This window comes from Paenibacillus sp. FSL L8-0708, assembly GCF_038009325.1.
Classification (GTDB): Bacteria; Bacillota; Bacilli; order Paenibacillales; family Paenibacillaceae; genus Paenibacillus_AQ; species Paenibacillus_AQ odorifer.
The window spans coordinates 527,993-548,426 of the sequence record NZ_JBBPBC010000001.1 but is presented as its reverse complement, the minus strand read 5'-3'; the positions used below and the strand labels follow the sequence as shown (position 1 = coordinate 548,426).

Annotated in this window: 10 protein-coding genes; 1 reads left to right on the top strand and 9 read right to left on the bottom strand. The window is 45.0% G+C overall.

What is annotated here, in order from left to right; genetic code table 11:
* The first annotated feature begins 241 nt into the window (after window positions 1-241).
* On the top strand, window positions 242-6,550 hold the full coding sequence (locus NYE58_RS02425) for a 5'-nucleotidase C-terminal domain-containing protein (protein WP_341001007.1): 6,309 nt from the start codon (window positions 242-244) through the stop codon (window positions 6,548-6,550).
* 106 nt (window positions 6,551-6,656) lie between these two features.
* Here NYE58_RS02425 and NYE58_RS02420 read toward each other — a convergent pair whose 3' ends face one another.
* The 9 genes from NYE58_RS02420 to NYE58_RS02380 all read right to left on the bottom strand — a co-directional run bounded on the left by NYE58_RS02420 (window position 6,657) and on the right by NYE58_RS02380 (window position 20,247).
* Window positions 6,657-7,295: a histidine phosphatase family protein gene (locus NYE58_RS02420; RefSeq protein ID WP_341001005.1), complete on the bottom strand. Its 639-nt coding sequence runs from the start codon at window positions 7,293-7,295 to the stop codon at window positions 6,657-6,659.
* Between the two features lie 38 nt (window positions 7,296-7,333).
* Complete coding sequence (locus NYE58_RS02415) at window positions 7,334-8,137, bottom strand: aminoglycoside N(3)-acetyltransferase (protein WP_076276015.1); 804 nt, start codon at window positions 8,135-8,137, stop codon at window positions 7,334-7,336.
* Between the two features lie 73 nt (window positions 8,138-8,210).
* Window positions 8,211-9,770, bottom strand: coding sequence for a response regulator (locus NYE58_RS02410; RefSeq protein WP_341001004.1), 1,560 nt, complete (start codon window positions 9,768-9,770; stop codon window positions 8,211-8,213).
* Complete coding sequence (locus tag NYE58_RS02405) at window positions 9,767-11,677, bottom strand: cache domain-containing sensor histidine kinase (protein WP_081387132.1); 1,911 nt, start codon at window positions 11,675-11,677, stop codon at window positions 9,767-9,769. The genes NYE58_RS02410 and NYE58_RS02405 overlap by 4 nt, the downstream gene beginning before the upstream one ends.
* 118 nt (window positions 11,678-11,795) lie before the next feature.
* Window positions 11,796-13,490 (bottom strand): extracellular solute-binding protein, encoded by a 1,695-nt coding sequence (locus NYE58_RS02400; RefSeq protein ID WP_036682600.1) that lies wholly within the window; start codon window positions 13,488-13,490, stop codon window positions 11,796-11,798.
* A gap of 92 nt (window positions 13,491-13,582) precedes the next feature.
* Window positions 13,583-14,473 carry a carbohydrate ABC transporter permease gene (locus tag NYE58_RS02395; protein ID WP_036682603.1) on the bottom strand — a complete coding sequence of 297 codons (891 nt, stop codon included), beginning with the start codon at window positions 14,471-14,473 and terminating at the stop codon, window positions 13,583-13,585.
* Between the two features lie 17 nt (window positions 14,474-14,490).
* Complete coding sequence (locus NYE58_RS02390) at window positions 14,491-15,480, bottom strand: ABC transporter permease (protein ID WP_445671750.1); 990 nt, start codon at window positions 15,478-15,480, stop codon at window positions 14,491-14,493.
* 173 nt (window positions 15,481-15,653) lie between these two features.
* A complete protein-coding gene (locus tag NYE58_RS02385; protein WP_341001003.1) occupies window positions 15,654-18,881 on the bottom strand; it encodes a cellobiose phosphorylase in 3,228 nt (1,075 codons plus the stop codon).
* 28 nt (window positions 18,882-18,909) lie between these two features.
* Complete coding sequence (locus NYE58_RS02380; RefSeq protein ID WP_339170963.1) at window positions 18,910-20,247, bottom strand: glycoside hydrolase family 30 protein; 1,338 nt, start codon at window positions 20,245-20,247, stop codon at window positions 18,910-18,912.
* Window positions 20,248-20,434 lie beyond the last annotated feature (187 nt).

The following is a 20,434-nucleotide window of genomic DNA, read 5'->3' as shown; positions in this document are numbered from 1 at the left end:
ACAATATATATAACATAAAATTAAAATATCGGTGATCTATTAACCATAAAAATACTAAATTTATAATTAATATTGTATTTATGCACTGTTTTTATACTAAAATCACAACATTTCAATTTTTAGATTTAATTGATGCAAACTTTAATTTATATTCATGAAAGACAACCTTTCATTTTACATTTGAATGCTAAGATTTAATAGGTTGTAAATAAAAGATTCGAGGGGAGAATGACTTATCCAAATGATTATTTCTTCAAGAGTAAGGAAATGGTTCGCTACTGGACTGGCAATGTTAATGGTTGCCGGCAGTGTGTTACCAGCTGTCCAGACCGCCGAGGCAGCACCGGATAATAGCAATATTGTTATCTCGCAGGTCTATGGTGGTGGTGGAAACGGCGGAGCGGAATTTAAAAATGATTTTATTGAATTATACAATCCCACAAATCATCCAATAGATTTGACTGGATGGAAAGTTCGCTATACCTCAGCGGCCGGAACCTTTAGTAGCGGAACAGACTTAAATGGAACCATCCCGGCAAATGGATACTTCCTTATTGAGGAGGCCGCTGGAACGGGAGGAACTACCGACTTGCCTACTCCTGATGTTAGCAAGGGAATCCTTGCTATGAGTGGTACAAACGGCAAAGTCGACCTCGTTGATAAATCAGGTACAACAATTGATTTAGTTGGCTACGGAACAGCTACAAATGTCGAGGGAAGTGCGACCGCTGCTCTCTCCAATACGACAGCCGCTATCCGTAAAGCTGCGGCTGGTGCACCGGCTGACAGCCGCGGTCTAGATACGGATAACAACTCTACGGATTTTGTTGTCCAAGCACCAAGTCCACGGAACAGCACCTACGGTACGTTACCTGAATTACCAGAAACTACTAGTTCCGCAGTAGCTTTACCAGCCCCTAATGCCTGGCCGGCTGGTACAGAAATATCTTTGAATTCTCCAACGGTTGGAGCATCCGTCTATGCAGCTGTTTATGGATCAGGTGGTTCAACTAATTTCCAACCTTACACAGGGCCTATTACCTTAACTGAGGACACTACGATTAAAGCGTATGCTTCAGAACCAAATATGCCAGACAGCCCTATATCGACTTTTGATTACACCATTCTGGCCAAAACAGATGTTGCAACAGCACGCCTTGCTAGTAAAGGTCAGAATATTTTAACAGAAGGTATCGTAACTCACATTAATGCAGCAAAAATGTATATTCAGGATGAATCCGGCGGGATCGTACTTTATGGTTTCCCAGAGTTCGCAAACGTTGGAGATCGTGTTGAAGTAAGCGGCACAATGGATATCTACAGCAACCTGCAAGAAATCAAATTCCAAAGTGGACTTCAATACAATGTAGCTGCACAAAATGTTGGGGTGCCTGCACCAAAATTGATTACAGCAACCGACTTGTCTGCCGCGAACGGCGAAAGCCACGAAGCTCAGCTGGTAACTATGAATAATGTGACCATAGACAATGTAAATGGCAGCACGGTGACTGCTAGCCAAGGTGGACAACAATTCACAATTTTTTCAACCCTGCCTAAACTAGTTAAGGGTAAAACCTTTGACAATATCACTGGGTTTATCGAGCAATATAGTACGACTTATCAATTCATTCCACTTAATGAAAATGCTTTGGTGGAAGAAACTTTTTCCGTTATGGCCAGCCCTGGCGCAGGTCGCATCATCAAAGGAAGTTCTGTGACCCTATCCAGCCCTACTCTTGGAGCACAGATTTACTACACGACCAACGGAACTGAACCAACAACAGCAAGTAAGCTTTATTCAGATCCGATTACAGTTAATCAAGATCTTACCATCCATGCAATTGTCGTAGCAGATGGCAAGACAAGTAAGGTTTATACCTTTGCATATAAAGCATCTGAACTCCCTCGTATACATGATATTCAAGGAGAATCTCATACTTCTGAGTATGCAGGTCAGAACGTTTCCGATGTAGAAGGCATCGTTACCCAATATGGGTACACCTTCGCCACTGGCGCTTATAGAGGTTTCTTTATGCAAGACCCTCAGCCAGACGATAATGTAAACACTTCGGAAGGTATTTTTGTATACAGCACTAATTCATCCCTTAAGCCTCAAATTGGAGATTTAGTCCAAGTTAGTGGAGCTGTTTCCGAATACAACGAAGGTAACGCAAGTAATTTAACCTCTACTCAAATTACTATGACTTCAATAAAAGTAGACTCCTCTTCAAGTTATACTGTGCCAGAGCCTGTCGTACTTGGTAAAGGCGGGAGAGCCATTCCGTCTTCCATAATTGACAATGACGGCATGGCTGATTTTGAGCCTAATGAAGATGCAATTGATTTCTACGAATCGTTAGAAGGTATGCTCGTCAAGCTCCCTACCCCTACGATTATCAGTCCTTACTGGACAAGTGGTAGCGGAAATTCAATGCTGTATAACATCCCTACAAGAGTAGAAAATGAAACACCTGATGTCATCACACCAGCTGGTGGATTAGTTCTCAAAGAATACAACCAATACAATCCTCAGCGCCTCATCATTGCTTACGGAAATCCGGGTCAAGAAGTCATCACCGGAGATAAGTTCGCGGGAGATGTAACTGGCGTCATCGGATACAACAACGGTAACTTCAAAGTGATTCCGGAAAACGGTAAGCTTCCAGCCATCACTCCAAGTACCTTTAAGCAAGAAACAACTACTCTTGAAGTCAATGATAGTAAGTTGTTGATCGCATCGTACAACATTGAAAACTTCTACCCGGGTGTCGGAGCAACAAAAATCCAGAAACTAGCCGACTCCATCACAAACAATATGAAAAAACCTGACATTATCGGCGTTGTCGAAATGCAGGACAGCAATGGTGAAGCCAATAATGGTATCACTGAAGCAAGTGCAGCCGAATTGATTAAGGCTATTGAAACCGCTGGCGGTCCTGTATATAAATACACAGATATCGCTCCGGAGAACAATATGGATGGCGGTGCCCCAGGCGGAAACATTCGCGTAGGATTCCTGTACAATCCAGTAAGAGTACAGCTTGCGGACAGTGTGAACGGACAAAAAGGTACAGCTACACAATCCGTTGGATATAACGCAGCGGCAGATCAATTGACCTACAATCCAGGACGAATTGATCCAACAAACTCTGCCTTTGCAAGTTCACGTAAACCCCTTGCTGCACAGTTCGTATTCGGTGGCGAAACAGTAATTGTGATCGCTAACCATTTCAATTCAAAAGGCGGCGATACCGGTCCTTTCGGAAACGTTCAGCCCCCTGTATTGTCCAGTGAAACACAACGCCATAAAATAGCGGCGGTCGTAAACGGATTTGTCAAAGAGGTTCTGACTGCAAATCCTAAAGCCAATATCGTAGCTCTTGGCGATTTGAATGATTTCCAATTTACTAAAACTGCAACCCTCTTAAAAGGTACAGAACTAGACAATTTGATCGATAGATTACCTTTAAATGAGCAGTATACGTACACCTATGATGGAAACTCTCAAGTGCTAGATCATATTCTTGTCAGTAAAAATCTAACGGCTTCTTCTAAAGTAGATGTCGTTCATCTAAATGCCGACTTCTCACCATCGAACGGTCGGGTATCCGATCATGATGCGGTTTTAGCACAGATTGATTTTAATACTGCTGAAGACTTCCCACTAACCATTCTGCACACCAATGATACACATGCAGGATTAGATACTGTCAGCTCGCCAAACAACATCTTGCGCCGTGTAACAGCAATCAAAGATGCCAAGGCGACTACAGAGAATCCTATTCTTGTAGACGCAGGTGATGTGTTCTCCGGAACGCTTTACTTCAATAAGTATCTGGGTCAAGCAGATCTGGCCTTTATGAATCTGGTTAAATATGATGCTATGACTTTCGGTAATCATGAGTTTGATAAAGATTCCGATGTACTGTCCAAATTCATTGGCAACGCAAAGTTCCCATTTGTCTCCTCCAATGTGAACTTCTCAGCGGATGATATTCTTAGTAAAATGTTCACCAATGAAATCGGCCGGTCAGGTAATGCTGGAACCATCTACCCTGCGCTGATCAAAGAAGTAGACGGCCAACAGGTCGGTATCATGGGTCTGACGACAGAAGATACGGCGAACATTGCTTCACCAGGTAAAGTGACCTTTGAGAATGCCTTCGCTAAAGCGGAAGCAACGGTCGCTATGCTTGAAAAAGAGAAAGTTAACAAGATCATTGTTCTCTCTCACCTTGGCTATGAAGAAGATCTCAAGCTAGCCAAAGCCGTTAACGGCATTGATATTATCGTTGGGGGTCACAGCCACACGCAACTGAATCAAGCCGTTGTTGATAACACCGATCCAAAAGCACCGAAGCTAATTGTACAAACTGGTGAAAAAGGTCTTTTCCTTGGCCAACTTGAAGTTAAATTTAACAAAGATGGCGTACTGACCGATTGGAAAGACCAATTAATCTCCATCGATGCTAAAAACGGTACTAACTACGTTATCGCAGAGGACCCTGAAGCTAAAAAGATCCTGGATACCGAGTATAAGCCGGGTATTCAAGAACTAACCAATGAGGTAGTAGGAAATTCAGAGGTTGTTCTAAACGGCGTTCGTGATAATGTGCGCACAAAGGAAACTAATCTTGGTAACCTGATTGCCGATGGCATGCTTTATGCAGCTCAAAAAGCGGGCACTAATGCCGTAATCGCCTTGCAAAACGGCGGCGGTATTCGCGAATCCATCAACGAAGGACCGATCACACAAGGCGAAGTACTCGGCGTACTTCCATTCAACAACGATCTGGTTACGATCACTTTGACTGGACAAGAAATTAAGGATGCTATGGAGAACGGGGTTTCCAAAACGCCGGCAGCAGACGGACGTTTCCCACACGTTGCAGGGTTGAAATTCTATTACGACTCTACGAAACCTGTGAACGAACGTGTATTGCGTATTGAAGTGAAAAACGGGGATAAATACGTTCCTCTAGATCTAAAAGCATCTTATGAAGTAGCTACTAATGCTTTCACAGCTAAGGGTGGAGATTTCTATACTTCACTTGAAAAGGCTTATAAAGAAGGCCGTGTGAATCTGCTGTACCTACCGGACTTTGATGTATTTACGAAGTATCTGCAGAAGGTTGGAACGGTCACTGCGAACACTTCTGCCGTTGAAGGCCGGATTGTTGATCTAAAAGGTGCACCACTGCCGGAGACAACTCCGACACCAGACCCAACACCAGACCCAACACCAGCACCAACACCAGATCCAACTTCAGTACCAACATCAGTACCAACATCAGTACCAACATCGGCTCCAACAGTACCAACAGCTACAGCTACACCATCACCAACTGTTGCTCCAACTGTGGCTCCAATTGCTTCAGCACAAGTAACAACAATTGATGCTGCTGATCTAACCAAACAACTTGCTGAACTGCCAACGGGTAGCCAAGAGCTGGTTATTCCGGTTAAAGCCACTACAGGCGGCGCTCAAGTAGTGCTTCCAGGCAGTGTGCTTGTAAAACAAGCAGCAGCACAACCTAACACAGTTCTTACCTTTACTACGGATGGTGCTTCTTATTCCTTGCCACTCCGTGTTGTAAACAGCGCAGCACTTGCCGCTCAATTAGGCACCAGCGACTTTACAATTACGGTATCCATTCTAGTAGCGAATTCGGGAACACTAAACAGCACAAACCAAGCTATCGCCTCACAGCTGGGTAATGCTACTTTAGCTGCTCCAGTAATCGAATTCAGCGTTTCAGCGCAAGCCGGAACTAAGAGTGTGCAGTTGAACAATTTCGGCAGCACTTACGTGAAGCGCACGATCAATGTACCTGCCGTCTTAAATTCAAATAACGCAACGGCAGTGGTCTTCGATCCTGCTTCAGGTAAGATCTCCTTCGTGCCTGCTATCTTTGTTCCTAAAGCAGATGGAACAACGGACGTTACGATTAAACGGAACAGCAACAGCTACTACACCGTTGTTAAGTCTTCCAAAACGTTCGCAGATATTAACGGACACTGGGCTAAATCATCTATTGATCTGTTAGCTTCCAAGCTGATCGTCAGCGGAACAAGCAACGATACGTTCTCTCCTTCACAGTCGATCACACGTGCTGAGTTCGCGGCATTAATTACGCGTTCTCTGGGACTTGCGACAGCTAATGGTGAGACCACATTTAAAGATGTAAACCCAAGTGCTTGGTATGCTGATGCTATTCGCACCGCAGCAGAAGCCGGATTGATTTCCGGTTATACCGATGGCAGCTTTAAGCCGGGTAGCCCAATCACTCGTCAGGAAATGGCCTCGGTATTAGCGAAAGCCATCAAGTACACAGGGAAAACCTTAAATGCCGATCCTGCAGTACTGGCTAAATTCAGTGACGCAGCAAGCATTCCAGCTTGGTCTCAAGCAGCAGTAGCAGAAATCGCTGCTGAGGGAATTATCCAAGGAGCAACAGATGGATCCTTTGCTCCACAGAAGCTGGCAACTCGTGCCGAAGCGGTTACGATGCTGGAGAAGACATTGAAATCTCTCCAGTTTATCAACTAGCAAAAGCTGATTTCCAGCTCTGAAGTCAAAAAGGCGGTTCTTCGAGTGCGTAATGCACCCGAGGAACCGCCTTTTTTATAAACCCAATCTGATCTTGCAGGAAGTGTTATGATTCCATCCCAGCTTCACTCTCTTCGTAATGGCTCGTATCCCCATGCAGCAGGATTTCGGGCACACCATCCGTAAAATCAACCCTGCATAAGCAGGTCGGATAAATGTAAGGCAGATCCCAGAGCTTAGGCAGCGCTCTGCCCTCAAAATAGGCCATTAACAGCTTAATCACTACTGTATGTGTGACAATAAGAATGGTCTCACCTTGATGCTCAACGAGAATTTCCTGAAGCTTACCCAGCGCCCGTGCCTGCACCTCTGCGAAGGTCTCACTACCCTCCACTTTAAACTGCTCAGGGTCTTGCCAGAAATTGCGATGCTGCTCCGAATACTCGCTCTCCAGCTCAGTAGAATCACGGCCTTCCCATACCCCCATGCCAATCTCTTTGAACGCCTCAGAGGTCTTAAGCGGAGTACTCCGCTCTCCTCGAATAATTTCAGCTGTGCGCAGCGCCCTTGGGCTGGGGCTTGCATAGATGACATCCAGCTGTTCAGTGTGCATCCCCCGGCTCAGCCATTCAGCCTGTTGTACACCAAGCGCTGTTAGTTCAGAATCCATATGTCCCTGCATCCGATGCTGCACGTTCCATTCCGTCTGACCATGCCGGGTTAAAAATATCGTTGTTGTACTCATGCCAGCTTCTCCTTCCGTTTCCCCTATCCAATGAGGTTTTACTTCCTGTTCTGTTCCATCCAGTTCACTGCATAATCAACGATTTCCCGTTGCGGAATCAATTGAGCGGTTGCGGAAGCAACCTGTCCATATGTAATAAGTCTCGTCTCTTGTCCAAACTGATCTGCCAGCTGAACGAAATCGTCAGAATCCCAATCCAGCTCCTTAAATTCCACCCACTGCCTAACTCCATCCACCATAATGGGCGCCCCGCCAAGGGTTTCCTTCTTGCCAGCATAAGATGCGCGGCATTCGGCAAGATGCAGGGAAGTATTATTAAGATTGCCAACACCCAGCAACAGTACATGTCCGCCCAAATCGTAAATACGAGCCAGCGGAGAATCTTCCCCCAGACCCGTTTCAAGCGAATGACCATACATAATTTCGTCTCTATGCTTGCCCCAAGCGGCAAACGAATGAATCGGATGGTCACTGCGTTTTACTCCTTTTTGTTTACGGAAGCAGTCCGGAATAACCCCCATTCCTCTAAGTTGGGTCAGGTCTGGATCATAAGCCGGCATCTGCTCGCGGATACTCTGCCACCACGCCTCCGGCACCGGTGGGTTGCTCCAGCCTGCGGGATCAGTCAGGTCACTGGAATGTGTGGGCATTACCAGCGTGCCAGATTCTCCGAGGACCTCCTCCAATGCCAAAATAACAGCGACCGGGCCCCCGGCTACCCATTGGCCTAACGATTTAAAAGAAGAATGCAATAAAATCGTCATGCCCGCCTTAACGCCCAGTCGACGAAAATCCGCTGCTAATGTCTGAACCGTAATCAAATTGCCTTGTATTTCTTCCACCCTTCATTCCTCCAATGAATCTTCTCAAATCCATTATATAGGAGGGCCGCTTCTAAATGCATCTTCAATAGCCTCAACACTCTTCGGATACTATTTTCGCTCTATAATCACCTGGGGAAATCCCTTCCAGCTCTTTAAAAACACGGGCAAATTGTTTACTGTTCTCGAAGCCTACCTCTTCTGAGACTGTTGCGAGTTTACTGCAGCCTTTTGCCAATAGCTCTTTAGCATGACGGATGCGGACCTTTTTTAAATAAATAACAAAATTCTCACCGGTATATGCCTTAAAGGCTTCGCTAAAATAAGAATAATTCAAGGATACATGATTGCTGACCATAGCCATATTCAGTGGACGGGCGTAGTTGGCTTCAATATAGCTCAGTGCCTCTTCCATATCCGCATGCTCGGTATGCGCGGACCTTACGCCTACAATGTATTCATTCACACTCAAGAGTAAGTTCTCCAGCGCACGATAATATTCGTGGAAATGACGATAGTTGTACATATTGCCTACCGTGCGATACAGCTTCAATACCTCTACCGAGGCTTCGCCATGTACCCGAAATACTTCATCCAACACCAGTTCGTTTACATTCTGTCCCACGGACTCCAGATAAGCTAGGTCCAGTTCCTTCAAATGCTCAGTTTGAAAAATCACAGATAGAAGATGCTTCATCTCCTTCTCGCGTTCTGTTCCCAGCATATTGAGCAGCTTGCGAAGCTCTTCCTTAGGTAACGGAAAGTTAGACCGTCCCTGACCAACATCCCCATAATCCAACAAACTCACTTGCGGATATAAAAAAGTATATTGCAGTGCCCGGCATGCTTCCTTATAACAGGAACGGAGGTCCTCAAGACTTCCTCCTTCGCTGCTAATCCCAATCGATAATCCCTTTATTTCCTTAGCTTCAGCTTGTCTGGACAGCTCTATAAAATCCTGTTTTCTGCTCCCGATCAAGACTAATTTGCCATCCCAATCCGTTGTGATTTCCGAGAAAAACTTTTCAAGCGGTCCGATCAATCGTTCCGCCAGTCCCTGAACATCCCCCGACTTCATTCTTGTTCCGTCATTGTAATAGTAATTCAACACACCAACTGTAAAAGGTGCTTGCAGATCACTTAGCCACTCTTGCTGCTCACGCTCCAGCGGAACCTCCTGCTGCATTAGCAGTCCCCGTAAACGACTGGACCGCAGTTCCCTGCGGAAGTGTTCCGTTTCCTGTTCCAGCTGCCTTGCGCTGAGATCCTGTTCTTCCTGTTCCTTATCGATATTCTTCAAAATTTCGAACAACTCATCTCGGCGAATCGGCTTCAGCAAGTAATCCTTTACGCGATAACGAATCGCGCTTTTGGCATATTCGAAATCATCATAACCGCTTAAGATGAGCACTGCTGGGCTTTTCTCACCACTTTTTAGCTTAGATATCTGCTCCAACAGTGTAATTCCATCCATCACTGGCATACGTATATCTGTAATAATAATATCTGCACCTTCGGTCTTAAATATCTCGAAACCCTCTGCGCCATTACTCGCCATTGTGATGGTATACACGGACGGAAATTCTCTTTCTATCATAGTCTTGAGACCGTAACGGATATTCTTTTCATCATCAATGATCAGTAGCTTCTTCATAGTTGTTTTTCTCCTGTCAAAAGAACTTTCGGCAAGGTCAGACGTACCATCGTCCAACTCCCTGCTTCACTCTGTACTACAAGCCCATATTCATCACCATAAAAGATTTGCAGTCGCTGATGTACATTTCTCAGTCCAATACCACCTGTTCGGCGGTCAACATCCCTCTGTTCTGAAGCACTCTCACAGCGCTCATCTTTCGCATAAATCGCCTCGTTCAAAGCAACCAAACGCTCTGGAGTTAAGCCGATGCCATTATCACGAAGCTCTATGCAAATATCACCTTCCGTTTCCGAAATATGAATATGAATGTTCGGGTCCTGTAAATTCTCTTTCTCGTCGCACCAAGCATGCTTAACACTGTTCTCTACAATAGGCTGCAGTGACATTTTCAGCACCTCCAGCTCCAAATATCGAGGTTCAATATGAAGCACTAACTTAACCGGATATTCAAAACGAATATTCATCACTTCAATGTAATTTTCAATGTGGCGGACTTCATCCCGCAGCTTCACATACTCTCCGGACCATTTAAAATTATAGCGCATCATCCCACCCAGCGAGGTCAGTGCGTCCGAGATCGTTCGCTGGTTCTCAATTTCAGCCAGCATTTTTATATTTTCCAGCGTATTATATAAAAAATGTGCGTCAATCTGGTTATGCAGCGTACGCAGTTCAGCCTCTTTAGACAACGCCTGCTTGCTCACTGCCTGAGCCACCAACGTATTGATGGTGTTCATCAGCTTGGAGAAATGATGGGCAAGCTCCCCGACTTCCCCTCCACCACGAATCATTATTCCAGTGTACGCTTCACCTCTACGCACTTTTTTCATCGTTTCGGTCAATCTACGCAGATTTTTTAGAATAAAGGCATTTGTCACATAAGCGATCAGCGTTAGTAAAGTAATAAAACCAACATTGGCTCCAATGATTAAGTTGCGCGTGCGGGAGATATCCTTCATCACTCCTTCCATTGACACTACATTTAACAAATAAGCATCAATTCGTTCTAGCGGAGTGTTAATTAACAAAAACGATTTACCATTCTCCGAGTAATTACTGTCCCATTCGCCAGTTTCCCGGAACTGCTTATACCGTTCTGCAATCATATCAGCCATCTCTAGATTATCCTGCAAAAAAGAATTGTCCGGCCTGGTGAAAAGCTGCAGCTCACTATCCACAAGAAACATCTGGGTCTGATTATCCCGTACATCTGTATACGTCTTGGGTGTAAATCGACTAAGCAGCATATCCACCTGCACCATGCCGATATGATTGTCTGCTGGCCGACTCTTCTCACGCAGCAAAGAAACCTTTGGCAGACTCTCCGTCGGTGCTCCCAAGTATCTCTGCATCAAATCCGGATCATTTTTCTGAAAAGACCAGTATTCCTGCCCCTTCAATTGAAGCGCTTTCTGAAACCATGGGGTGGAAGAAACCCGCTCTTCGCGAAAGATAATCGGCCAAATTTCATGCACCTTATTACTTCTCGAATACAGCCGTAAATGCTCAATATTCGGATTATTAAATTGAATACGAGTCATATTCACATAAGCATTTGTATTAAAATCAACCAAATCTACTAGCTGCGGTTCGGTTTCATTCGCTAAGAATTTTTCTACTTCGGCATCAGAATAAGCCATTTGCGCCGCCCGTTCCATCGCTTCGATCTGATTATGAATATGCAGCTTCTCCATTTGCGACAAATAATCATTTTTCTCGACGGCATCGCGGAGATAGGTATTATTAATGGCTTTATAGGAGTAGACAGAAACCAGCATACACGGGCCTAAAACAATAAAAACATAAGCTGCAATTAAACGGCTCTGAAGTGATCTTCGCCCCCACCAATAACTAAAAGAATGCCATAATGCTCTGGTTCGATCTCGCCTATTCACTTTATACACTTCTGTCCTGTCCACCTCGCTAAAATAGTGAATATTCAAATACTTAATATCTATTCCTTATTATAATTCGAAAATAACCCAAAAGCCCGCAGTTAGCGGGCATTTTGGGTCATACTTTTTATTTTATGGACAGCTTCACTTTATTCTCTTCATATTTCTTTTGTTGGTAGGCATCAAATACATCTTCGCCTTCCTTCTTTCTCTTCTCTAAATACTCATTCCAAATCTTATCGAATTCCGCATCGGAGGAAGCCATGAGCAATTTCGGCATAGTTTTACCGCGCAGCTGTTTCAGCTTCGAAGCGATGATACCTTCAGGAGAGTTTCCTGTTGGTTCGATTTGTTGGAACTCCGAGGAGCCTATGGATTTACCTCTAGTCCAATCTTCCAATTGCTTAAATGGTTCTACCGATTTAGGAGCCCATTGGTCTGTGATATTCGTATTTTGCAGCATCCAGAATGTAAAGGAAGATCCGATTTGCTTATCAAACGTCGAACGGTCTTTATTCATCAAATCAAACACTTCTGGTTTAAATTGATCTTTTCCATCAATCGTATCGTAGCTGACACCTTTTTCGCCTAAGAACAAGTCTTTGTTGCCTTCTTCACTGTTCAAGTAGCTGAGGAAGCGGATAGCACGTGCTTTATCCTTAACATCTTTGGAGATCAGTGTTACCGTCCAACCGGAGATACCAGGGCCATCAAGGGTTGGTTTATCCAAGTTCGTATTGGAAGGTCCGTCAACAGCGATATACGTTTTAGTTGGATCCTGTTGGTAAATCGTTCCTAGTTGTGCTGCAAAGTCTGTACGTTGATACAGCATTGCGAAATAACGGCCTTGGGCAATTTTTTCTTCCATTTGTGGGCGTTTGTCGATAAAGATATCTTTAGCCAGCAGACCGTCTTGATTCGCTTGACGAAGTGCCTTCATCCAGCGGATATATTCAGGATCGGTTTCACGAGCATATACCTTGCCATCTTTTTCTCTTGGGATTGCCAAGAAGTTCTGCAGGTAACCTTCCAAAGAATCGTTACCGTTCTCGGTAAATTCATGCAAACCAAGTGGAATAAGCGGCTGTCCATTTACGTCAGGGAATTTCTCTTTCGCTAATTTAAGCGCATTCAAGAAACCTTCTGGTGTGCGCATATCTGGACTTCCAATAGCTTCATACATATCCTTGCGGACAGCGAATACTTGGTTGGATACGTAATTTTCTCCATATTTCTCATAGTCGGCAGGAGAGGAAGAAGAGTTAGGATAGCCATACACATTGCCGTCTTCTTGTGTATACCAGCCCAGCTTATCAGCATCGGATACTTTAAAGAAGTACGGATCATATTCATCAGCAAGTTTGTTCAATGGAAGAACAAGTTCACCTTCGACCATTTTCTTAATCGCATCTTCCCAGAAGCCCAAAGTGATGAAATCAGGCAATTTACCGGATGCAATCAGCGTGTTAAGCTTCTCATTCTCGTTACCAGCCGGAACGATGAAATTAATATCAACTCCGGTCTTCTTAGTTACATATTGGGAGGTTGGGTCCACGCCCCATTTATTAGGGAACCATGAGAAGTTCAGGTACCAGTCAAATGTAATAGGTGAAGTATCAATCTTCCATCCCGGTTCATCTGCTGATAATGCAGCAGCAGTCGGTTCAGCACTTGCCTCCGTATTAGTAGCTTTAGCGCTGTTAGCATTACCTTCGGCATTCTTGCCAGCATTATTCCCGCTGGAGCAGCCTGCGGCTGACAATGACATCATTATTGCGAGAAGCAGAACTCCCATTGCTTTTGGCTTACGTTTCATGCCCATGCTTGTTTACCCCTTTTCTATGAATGTTAATTATAAGCTCAACCCCAGTGCCTACAGCTGTAGGCAACCGGAGGAGTTATCACTGCTAGACATCAGCCCTTAATGGAGCCGATCATCATCCCTTTAACAAAATAACGCTGCAGGAACGGATACACGAATACTATCGGCAGTGTGGTCACTACCATCGTCGCCAGCTTAATGGACTGTGACGTTACGCTTCTCGTAACGCTGCTGCCTTGTACAGCGACCATCATTTGACTAGAGCTCGATTGTGCGACGACCCGGAACAAATACGTCTGAATCGGCTGTAGATCAGTATTATTGATATAGATCATACCCGTGAAGTAATCATTCCACTGATACACGCCATGGAACAGCGCAATGGTAGCAATTACAGGCATGGATACTGGAAGTACGATTCTTAGAAAGATGGACCAATCATTAGCACCGTCAATCCGTGCCGCTTCTTCCAGCCCATCGGGAATCTCCCGGAAGAAGGTCATGAAGATAATAAGATCAAAGAAGCTAAACATAACCGGAATAATATAGACTAGGAAATTCTCCAATAGGTGAAGGTCCTTCATCAGCAGGAAGGTAGGAATGAGTCCCCCGCCAAAAAAGAGAGTCACTGTACCCATCAGCATGTAGAACTTACCGCCAATGAGGTTTTTTCTGGAGAATGCATAAGCTACCATCGCTGTGAAAAATACATGCAGTACAGTACCCAAAAGTGTTTTGGCGACAGTAACCCACATCGCCTGCATGATGCCGGGGCTGGCAAACACGGCCTCGAAATTCTCAAAGCTGAACATCCGCGGCCACCAGTAGATTCCTCCCCGCATGGCGTCATTACCGTTATTGAAGGCGTTAACCAATACGTACCAGATCGGGTAAAGCGTTATGAAGCAGATACATAACATGATGAGGTTATTGATGATATCGAACAGGGCCTCGCCCTTGGTTTTACGCTTAAGTGCAAACATATATGGTCCTCCTTATCCTAGAACAACGATGTATCGTTGATTTTTTTAGATACTTGGTTGGCAATCAGCAGCAAGATTAGAGCGATAACCGATTTTAACAATCCAACTGCAGTTGAGTAAGAGAAGCGGCCTGAGAGAATCCCTGTATAGTACACATAGTAATCAATTACATTACTTGCACTATCATTCAGTGAGTTGCGCAGGACCAGAATCTGATCAAAGTTGGAGTTCAGCACTCCGCTGACCGCGAGAATGAAGAGAATGCTGATTGTCGATTTAATCGCCGGCAAGGTAACATACCACATCTTCTGAAATCTGCCCGCGCCGTCGATTGTCGCCGCCTCGTACATTTCAGGAGATACACCGGAAATTGCTGCTAAATAGATAATCGCTGACCATCCAAGTTCTTTCCAGATATCAGAGGAGATAATAATTGTCCAGAAGTAACCAGGCTCAGCCAAGTATGTAATTGGCTGATCAATCAGATGAAGCGCTAGCAAAATGTTATTGATAATTCCTATATCAGCAAGCCATGTAGCCAAAATCCCTCCGAGTACCACCCATGAGAGAAAGTGGGGCAAATACGAAATCGTCTGTATGGTCTTCTTGAATTTCATTGAACGAACTTCATTCAGAAATAGAGCAAATATTATTGGCAATGGAAATCCGATAATTAGCTTAAACAAGCTGATGCCGAGCGTATTTTTAATTACATTCGAGAGATTGTCATCATCCATGAACTCTTTGAAATGTGTAAGTCCCACCCATGGGGCTTCTGCAATCGTTTTAACGATGTTGTAATCTTTAAAAGCAATGATAATTCCATACATGGGAATGTAGTTAAAGATTATCATCCACGCAATGCCGAGTAGAGCCATTGTCTGCAAATGACGCTGGGCAATGAACCTCTTCCAAAGCGGGCTCCGATTTACTTTACCGGTTTCGAAATTGCCAGGAATTAACGGCTTCATCGCTGAGCTTACTTCCATGCTTTTTTTGTTCTCCATCCTTTGGACCTCCAGGCTCTATATCTGTATTTAATCTAAAGCGCTTACAATGTTTATGTATCCATTGTATTTGCTTTTGCCTGTCTCCGTAAGGCTTTGAATTTCGGATTATAGGTACCATTTTTCGGATGGAGTGAAAATTTAAGGGCGAGCCGCAGCTCGCCCCTCTATTTTTATGCTAATACTGCTTGAATTTGCACGATTTCTCCACGCCGCAGAGCCTCTGCCTCTGCACCGCGCACGAACGCTCCAGATATTTTAGTCACAGTTCCATTGCGGTATACAAGCATCAAAGATTGAATGCTAACCTTCTTCTCGCCAAAGGTATTTTCACGTTTTGGATTAGAATAGATTACCTCCGTATTCCCTAGGAAAGTGAAAGACAGTTTGCCCTCTTCATCAAACAGCCATCCTGGCAATACCGGATCGAGAGACAGCGTAAGCGCTCCATCCTCCATTCTGAAAACATGGCTTCCAGCCATCATTGTTCTCCACATGCTTAAGAATTCCGCGGTCGATCCACTAAGTCTCGCTACGAACCCCCTACCATGGTTATTTGGATCAGGATTGCCTCCAGTTGCGATAAATGATGAATTCTCCAGTGTACTGCGTCCATAAACAGCAGGATCAAGGAATGGCACCAGCGACGTCTTCAGCTCGCCGTAGAATTCCTCATACAGCCCGCCCTTCAGCAGCTCAAGCAAATACTTATAGGACATGTGCAGGAAGTTAGACTCCCGTTCTAGCCAGCCTGGTGTGAAGGCTCTCATCCGTCCGATTTCATGCGATTCACCATCTAGACTAACAGAGGTCTGATACATAGATGTTGCCTGATCATACAGCTCTGTTTGCTTAATCAGATTATAGATTTCTTTTGCCTGCACCGGGTTCTTCATCGTCTTCAACCAGCGGGTAGGTCCTTCAAGGAAATAAGGCAAGGCATAAGCCTTAAACTCCTCTACCACAGCCTTTGGCAATCCGTATCCGCTAATGACTGGCTGACCCTCAGCATCTGTTACCTGATGGAATTTCTCCGCTTCAAAACGGAAATAGGTTGGGGTAAGTCCATTGCCCATTTCTACCGCCTTGTTGATCCCCTCATCAATTTTAACCTGGAACTTGGAAAGGGCTTCGCGGATGTGTTCCAAGGTTACTTCAGTTTCAGCACCCGTAATTCCAAACCGGATACTTGCTCTATAAGCTTCACGGGCTGAAGCTACTGTATCCCAATAGTTGAATTGTTCCACTTCTCCTGCTAGGACAGCAGTTACCGCGTGATATACCGCTTCAAGCAGCTCCGCGATTTCTTCTGGCAGCTTTACAGCTCCCTGTACATTCTCAGCACCGTTCAGCACATCCAGCAAAAAGACTACAGTACGCTTCAGCTCAAATGTCTCACTCATTCCGGAGCCAAACAATCCCGGCAGACCGTTCATAGCATCGTTCCAGCCCGGCTTGTTGCCTTCCATCTCCACACCCATGCCGTAAGGGTCAAGCGTAGCAAATTTATTCAAAGCAAGAGACAACATCTTCACGAACAGATTGGTGTGGTAAATAGCACCTTGCCCACCTTTGGTACGCAGCCAATGGGTATCTCCAGCTTTCCATTTCAGCTTATGCAGCTTCTCCTCATCCTCAAGGAGGGCGCCATATTGCCGGGCTTTTCCGTCACTAATTACATACTTCTCACTACGGGGCAGCACATATGCTGGGCTGTCATAGAACGCATAAGTACTATCCCCAAATAAAAGCTCCTGCTTCTTGTCAGGGAAAATGTCCAAATAACCTACTACGAGATCCAAATTATATGTCCAGTGATCAGACCAGAAGCCTTCGCCAAAAGCAGCCTCAATGTTTTGCTGTGAAAGAGCCAGCAGACCCGACAGAAACTCCTGCTCACTAACCTTCAGCGTAACGTTTTGATCCGCAATGTAATTGATCAGGCTGCCTGGGGTGAACCGGCTGTTGCATAGCTTAACAAGCTCAGCTTGATGATCCGCAGCCGCTTCTCCGATCCATTCCGCAGCCTTCGCTTTGCTGTCTGGCTTCACTTCAAAGGTTGTTCCTTGAACACTTAGTGGATTGTAGCCATCTGCTTGAATCAAGCTATAGAACATTTTGATGTTGAAGCTGCCCACCTTCGGATTAAAAAACACATCATTCCGGCGGTTCTGATTCATGTCACGGAAGTTACCATTCCCCTGTGAATAATATTCTGGGGCAAGTGAGAAGAAGTTATAGTCGCGCTCCAAATCGCCATGCTTGCGGGAATATAAATGAACTACAAAGCCATCTCCGCCATTGTCAAAAATAAAAGGATAGCCTCCGCGCAGGAAGTTATCGAGATAGGACTGACGGCAATAAGCATCAAACACAGCCGATGAAGTGTGCGTGGCAATGTCTTCTGTTAATTCCTCTGTCAGACCTGCGGCTTCCTGGGATTTGGACAGGATATATTCATCCCGGCATAACTGCTCCGCCTTTTTATTGATTTTGTCGATGTCATTTACATGTCCAACCAAAGTATTCAGGGTCAAGCTGCTGCCGGGTGCCAAACGTCTACCCACACCACTGAAGCCGCAAGGAACTTTATTGACTGGATATTGTGGAAGCTCACTCAGCTCCGAAAGCGTTGATTCCGCAAAACGGTCTGGGTAAGTAAGAGAGGTATTGCCGCCGAAAATAAGTTCGAAATCAACGATTGGCGCGACTTTTTCTCCTTCTCCAGTAAACGACAGATAGAAATGTCCATTTGTGATTTCACTAACCTGTGCACTATCATTGGTGCTGGAACGCAGCTTATAGAACGGAATACCGTTCTCCAGATTGTATACGTCCATCCAGCTGCGCAGCAGGTTACCAATCTCCTTGTAGCCGCTGTTTTCTACTCCGTAAGGCAAGATCTCAGGCAGACCATCCATCAGCTCCAGCTCAATCTCTTTGCCACCGATATTCTCAATCTCCACCCGACGTACCAACGCGGCATAATCGTCATTAGGCAGATTGAAATAGTGTACAGTCGTCTTCAGCCCATGCCCGGCATGGCTTTCTTCAAGGGTCAGTCCGTTAGGCAAAATGGTCATGATCCGCTTGGCGGCAGGATCTGGACGTGCCGATTGAAATGGCTCATAAATCTCTTGCTCGCCTTTTATTTTAATAAAGGTTCGGAATCCGGTGGTTCCTACGTCTTTATAAGAGATATTTGCTGGAGAGAATTCCATGATTGGCGAGTTCTTGTCGCGTACCCCAAAGCTGCAAATCGCTTGCCCCCGGTTCACATAAAAAGTCCACATTGGAATTCCCTTAAGACCTGCAAGACCTGGCAGGAAACTAGAGAAAGGCTTTCCTGTATCAAACTGCTCCATTACAAAGTTACCTGATTCGAAATAATAATTACTCACGTTAATGTCCTCCTAAACTGTTACTTATTTATGAAATCAGATGCGTTACGATAGAATGAGGGGATAGCTCGCAGTTGGCAATCTCTTCGCCAAGCCCCAGGGTTACCGTGCGAACTTCTTCGCTCTCATTCATCAATATGACAGCAATGCTGCCGTCCGGATTACGGAATGCTGTGGATAGGATTCCTTCCGCTTCAGAAGTAAAGCCAATCCGTACCGCACCTGGCGCGATAAATTTACTGAAATGCCCGATATAATAATAAGAGCTGTTATAGTGCAATTCGTCTGTTGTTGTATCTGCAATAATTGGGGCATCACAGAGATTCCCTACATGATTGGGCCCGCCGGTCTCATCCAGTACCAGGTTCCAGTCCAGGTACCCTTCTGTCCATGCATTGAGATCCCCAATCATATTTCTGCCGTAACGTTCACCTGTAAACCATTCGCCAAGCTTGACGCCGCCCTCTTGACAGCCCTCAGTAAACAATAGATGTTTGTCAGGAAATAGATCATGTACCTTCTCTACCTTGTCGAACTCCTCACCACCATACCAGTGGATGCCTGTACCCCACACATATTGTGCAGCTTCAGGATCAGACAACACAACCGAAGCACGTTCGACCATAATATCGCGGTTATGATCCCAGATGACAATGTTCACATCGGAATGGCCTGCCTGCTGCATCACTGGACCGAGATGATTTTTAACAAAATCGCGTTCCTCTTCCGCACTATAAATACAAGAATCCCAGACTTGAACAGCAGCCGGCTCATTTTGCACGGAAACCGCCCAAATAGGTACGCCTTCCTTCCCATAAGCTTCGATAAATTTGGTATAATAGCGTGCCCAAACTTCAGCGTATTCTGGCTTGAGTGATCCTCCATTATTCATTTCACCATTTGTTTTCATCCATGCCGGAGGGCTCCAAGGAGACGCCAACATCGTGAACGGCCCGCCTTTTACCTGCATTGCATCCTTAATCAGCGGAAGCACCCACTTATGATCATGAGAGATATCAAAGGTAGCCAGCTCCGTATCATGATCAGCGACATAAGTATAATTTCCAAGAGCAAAGTCACAGCTATGGATATGAACACGACCCATGTTATAGCCTAACCCCTCTACCGGATGAAAATAGCTGTGAATAACCTCTGCCCGTTTCTCAGGACTGAGCCGTGACAACGTATAAGCCGCAGCTTCTGTGAAAGCGCCACCAAATCCGATCATCTTTTGGAACTCCTGCTCTGGCTTAAGCTCTACATCGGCAGATCCAGAATCTACTCTTGTGCTAAAAACAATTGCCTCTTTCGGAGTTAAGCGTTCCCCTGTATCTTTTGCAGTTACTACAGTTTGAACTTTTGCCATTTCATCCATCTCCTCTAATTGTTTTGTTACTAACAACAAGCACTGTCTTTACTGGATCACCATCCGATGTTAAGGTTCGGAGCGATGGGCCACTGAAACGTTTGAGAAAATTCAAGGAAACCCTCGGTAAACTTTGATTTCATTCTCAATTCGAAACCTATAATCGAAACCGGTTTCGATTATAACG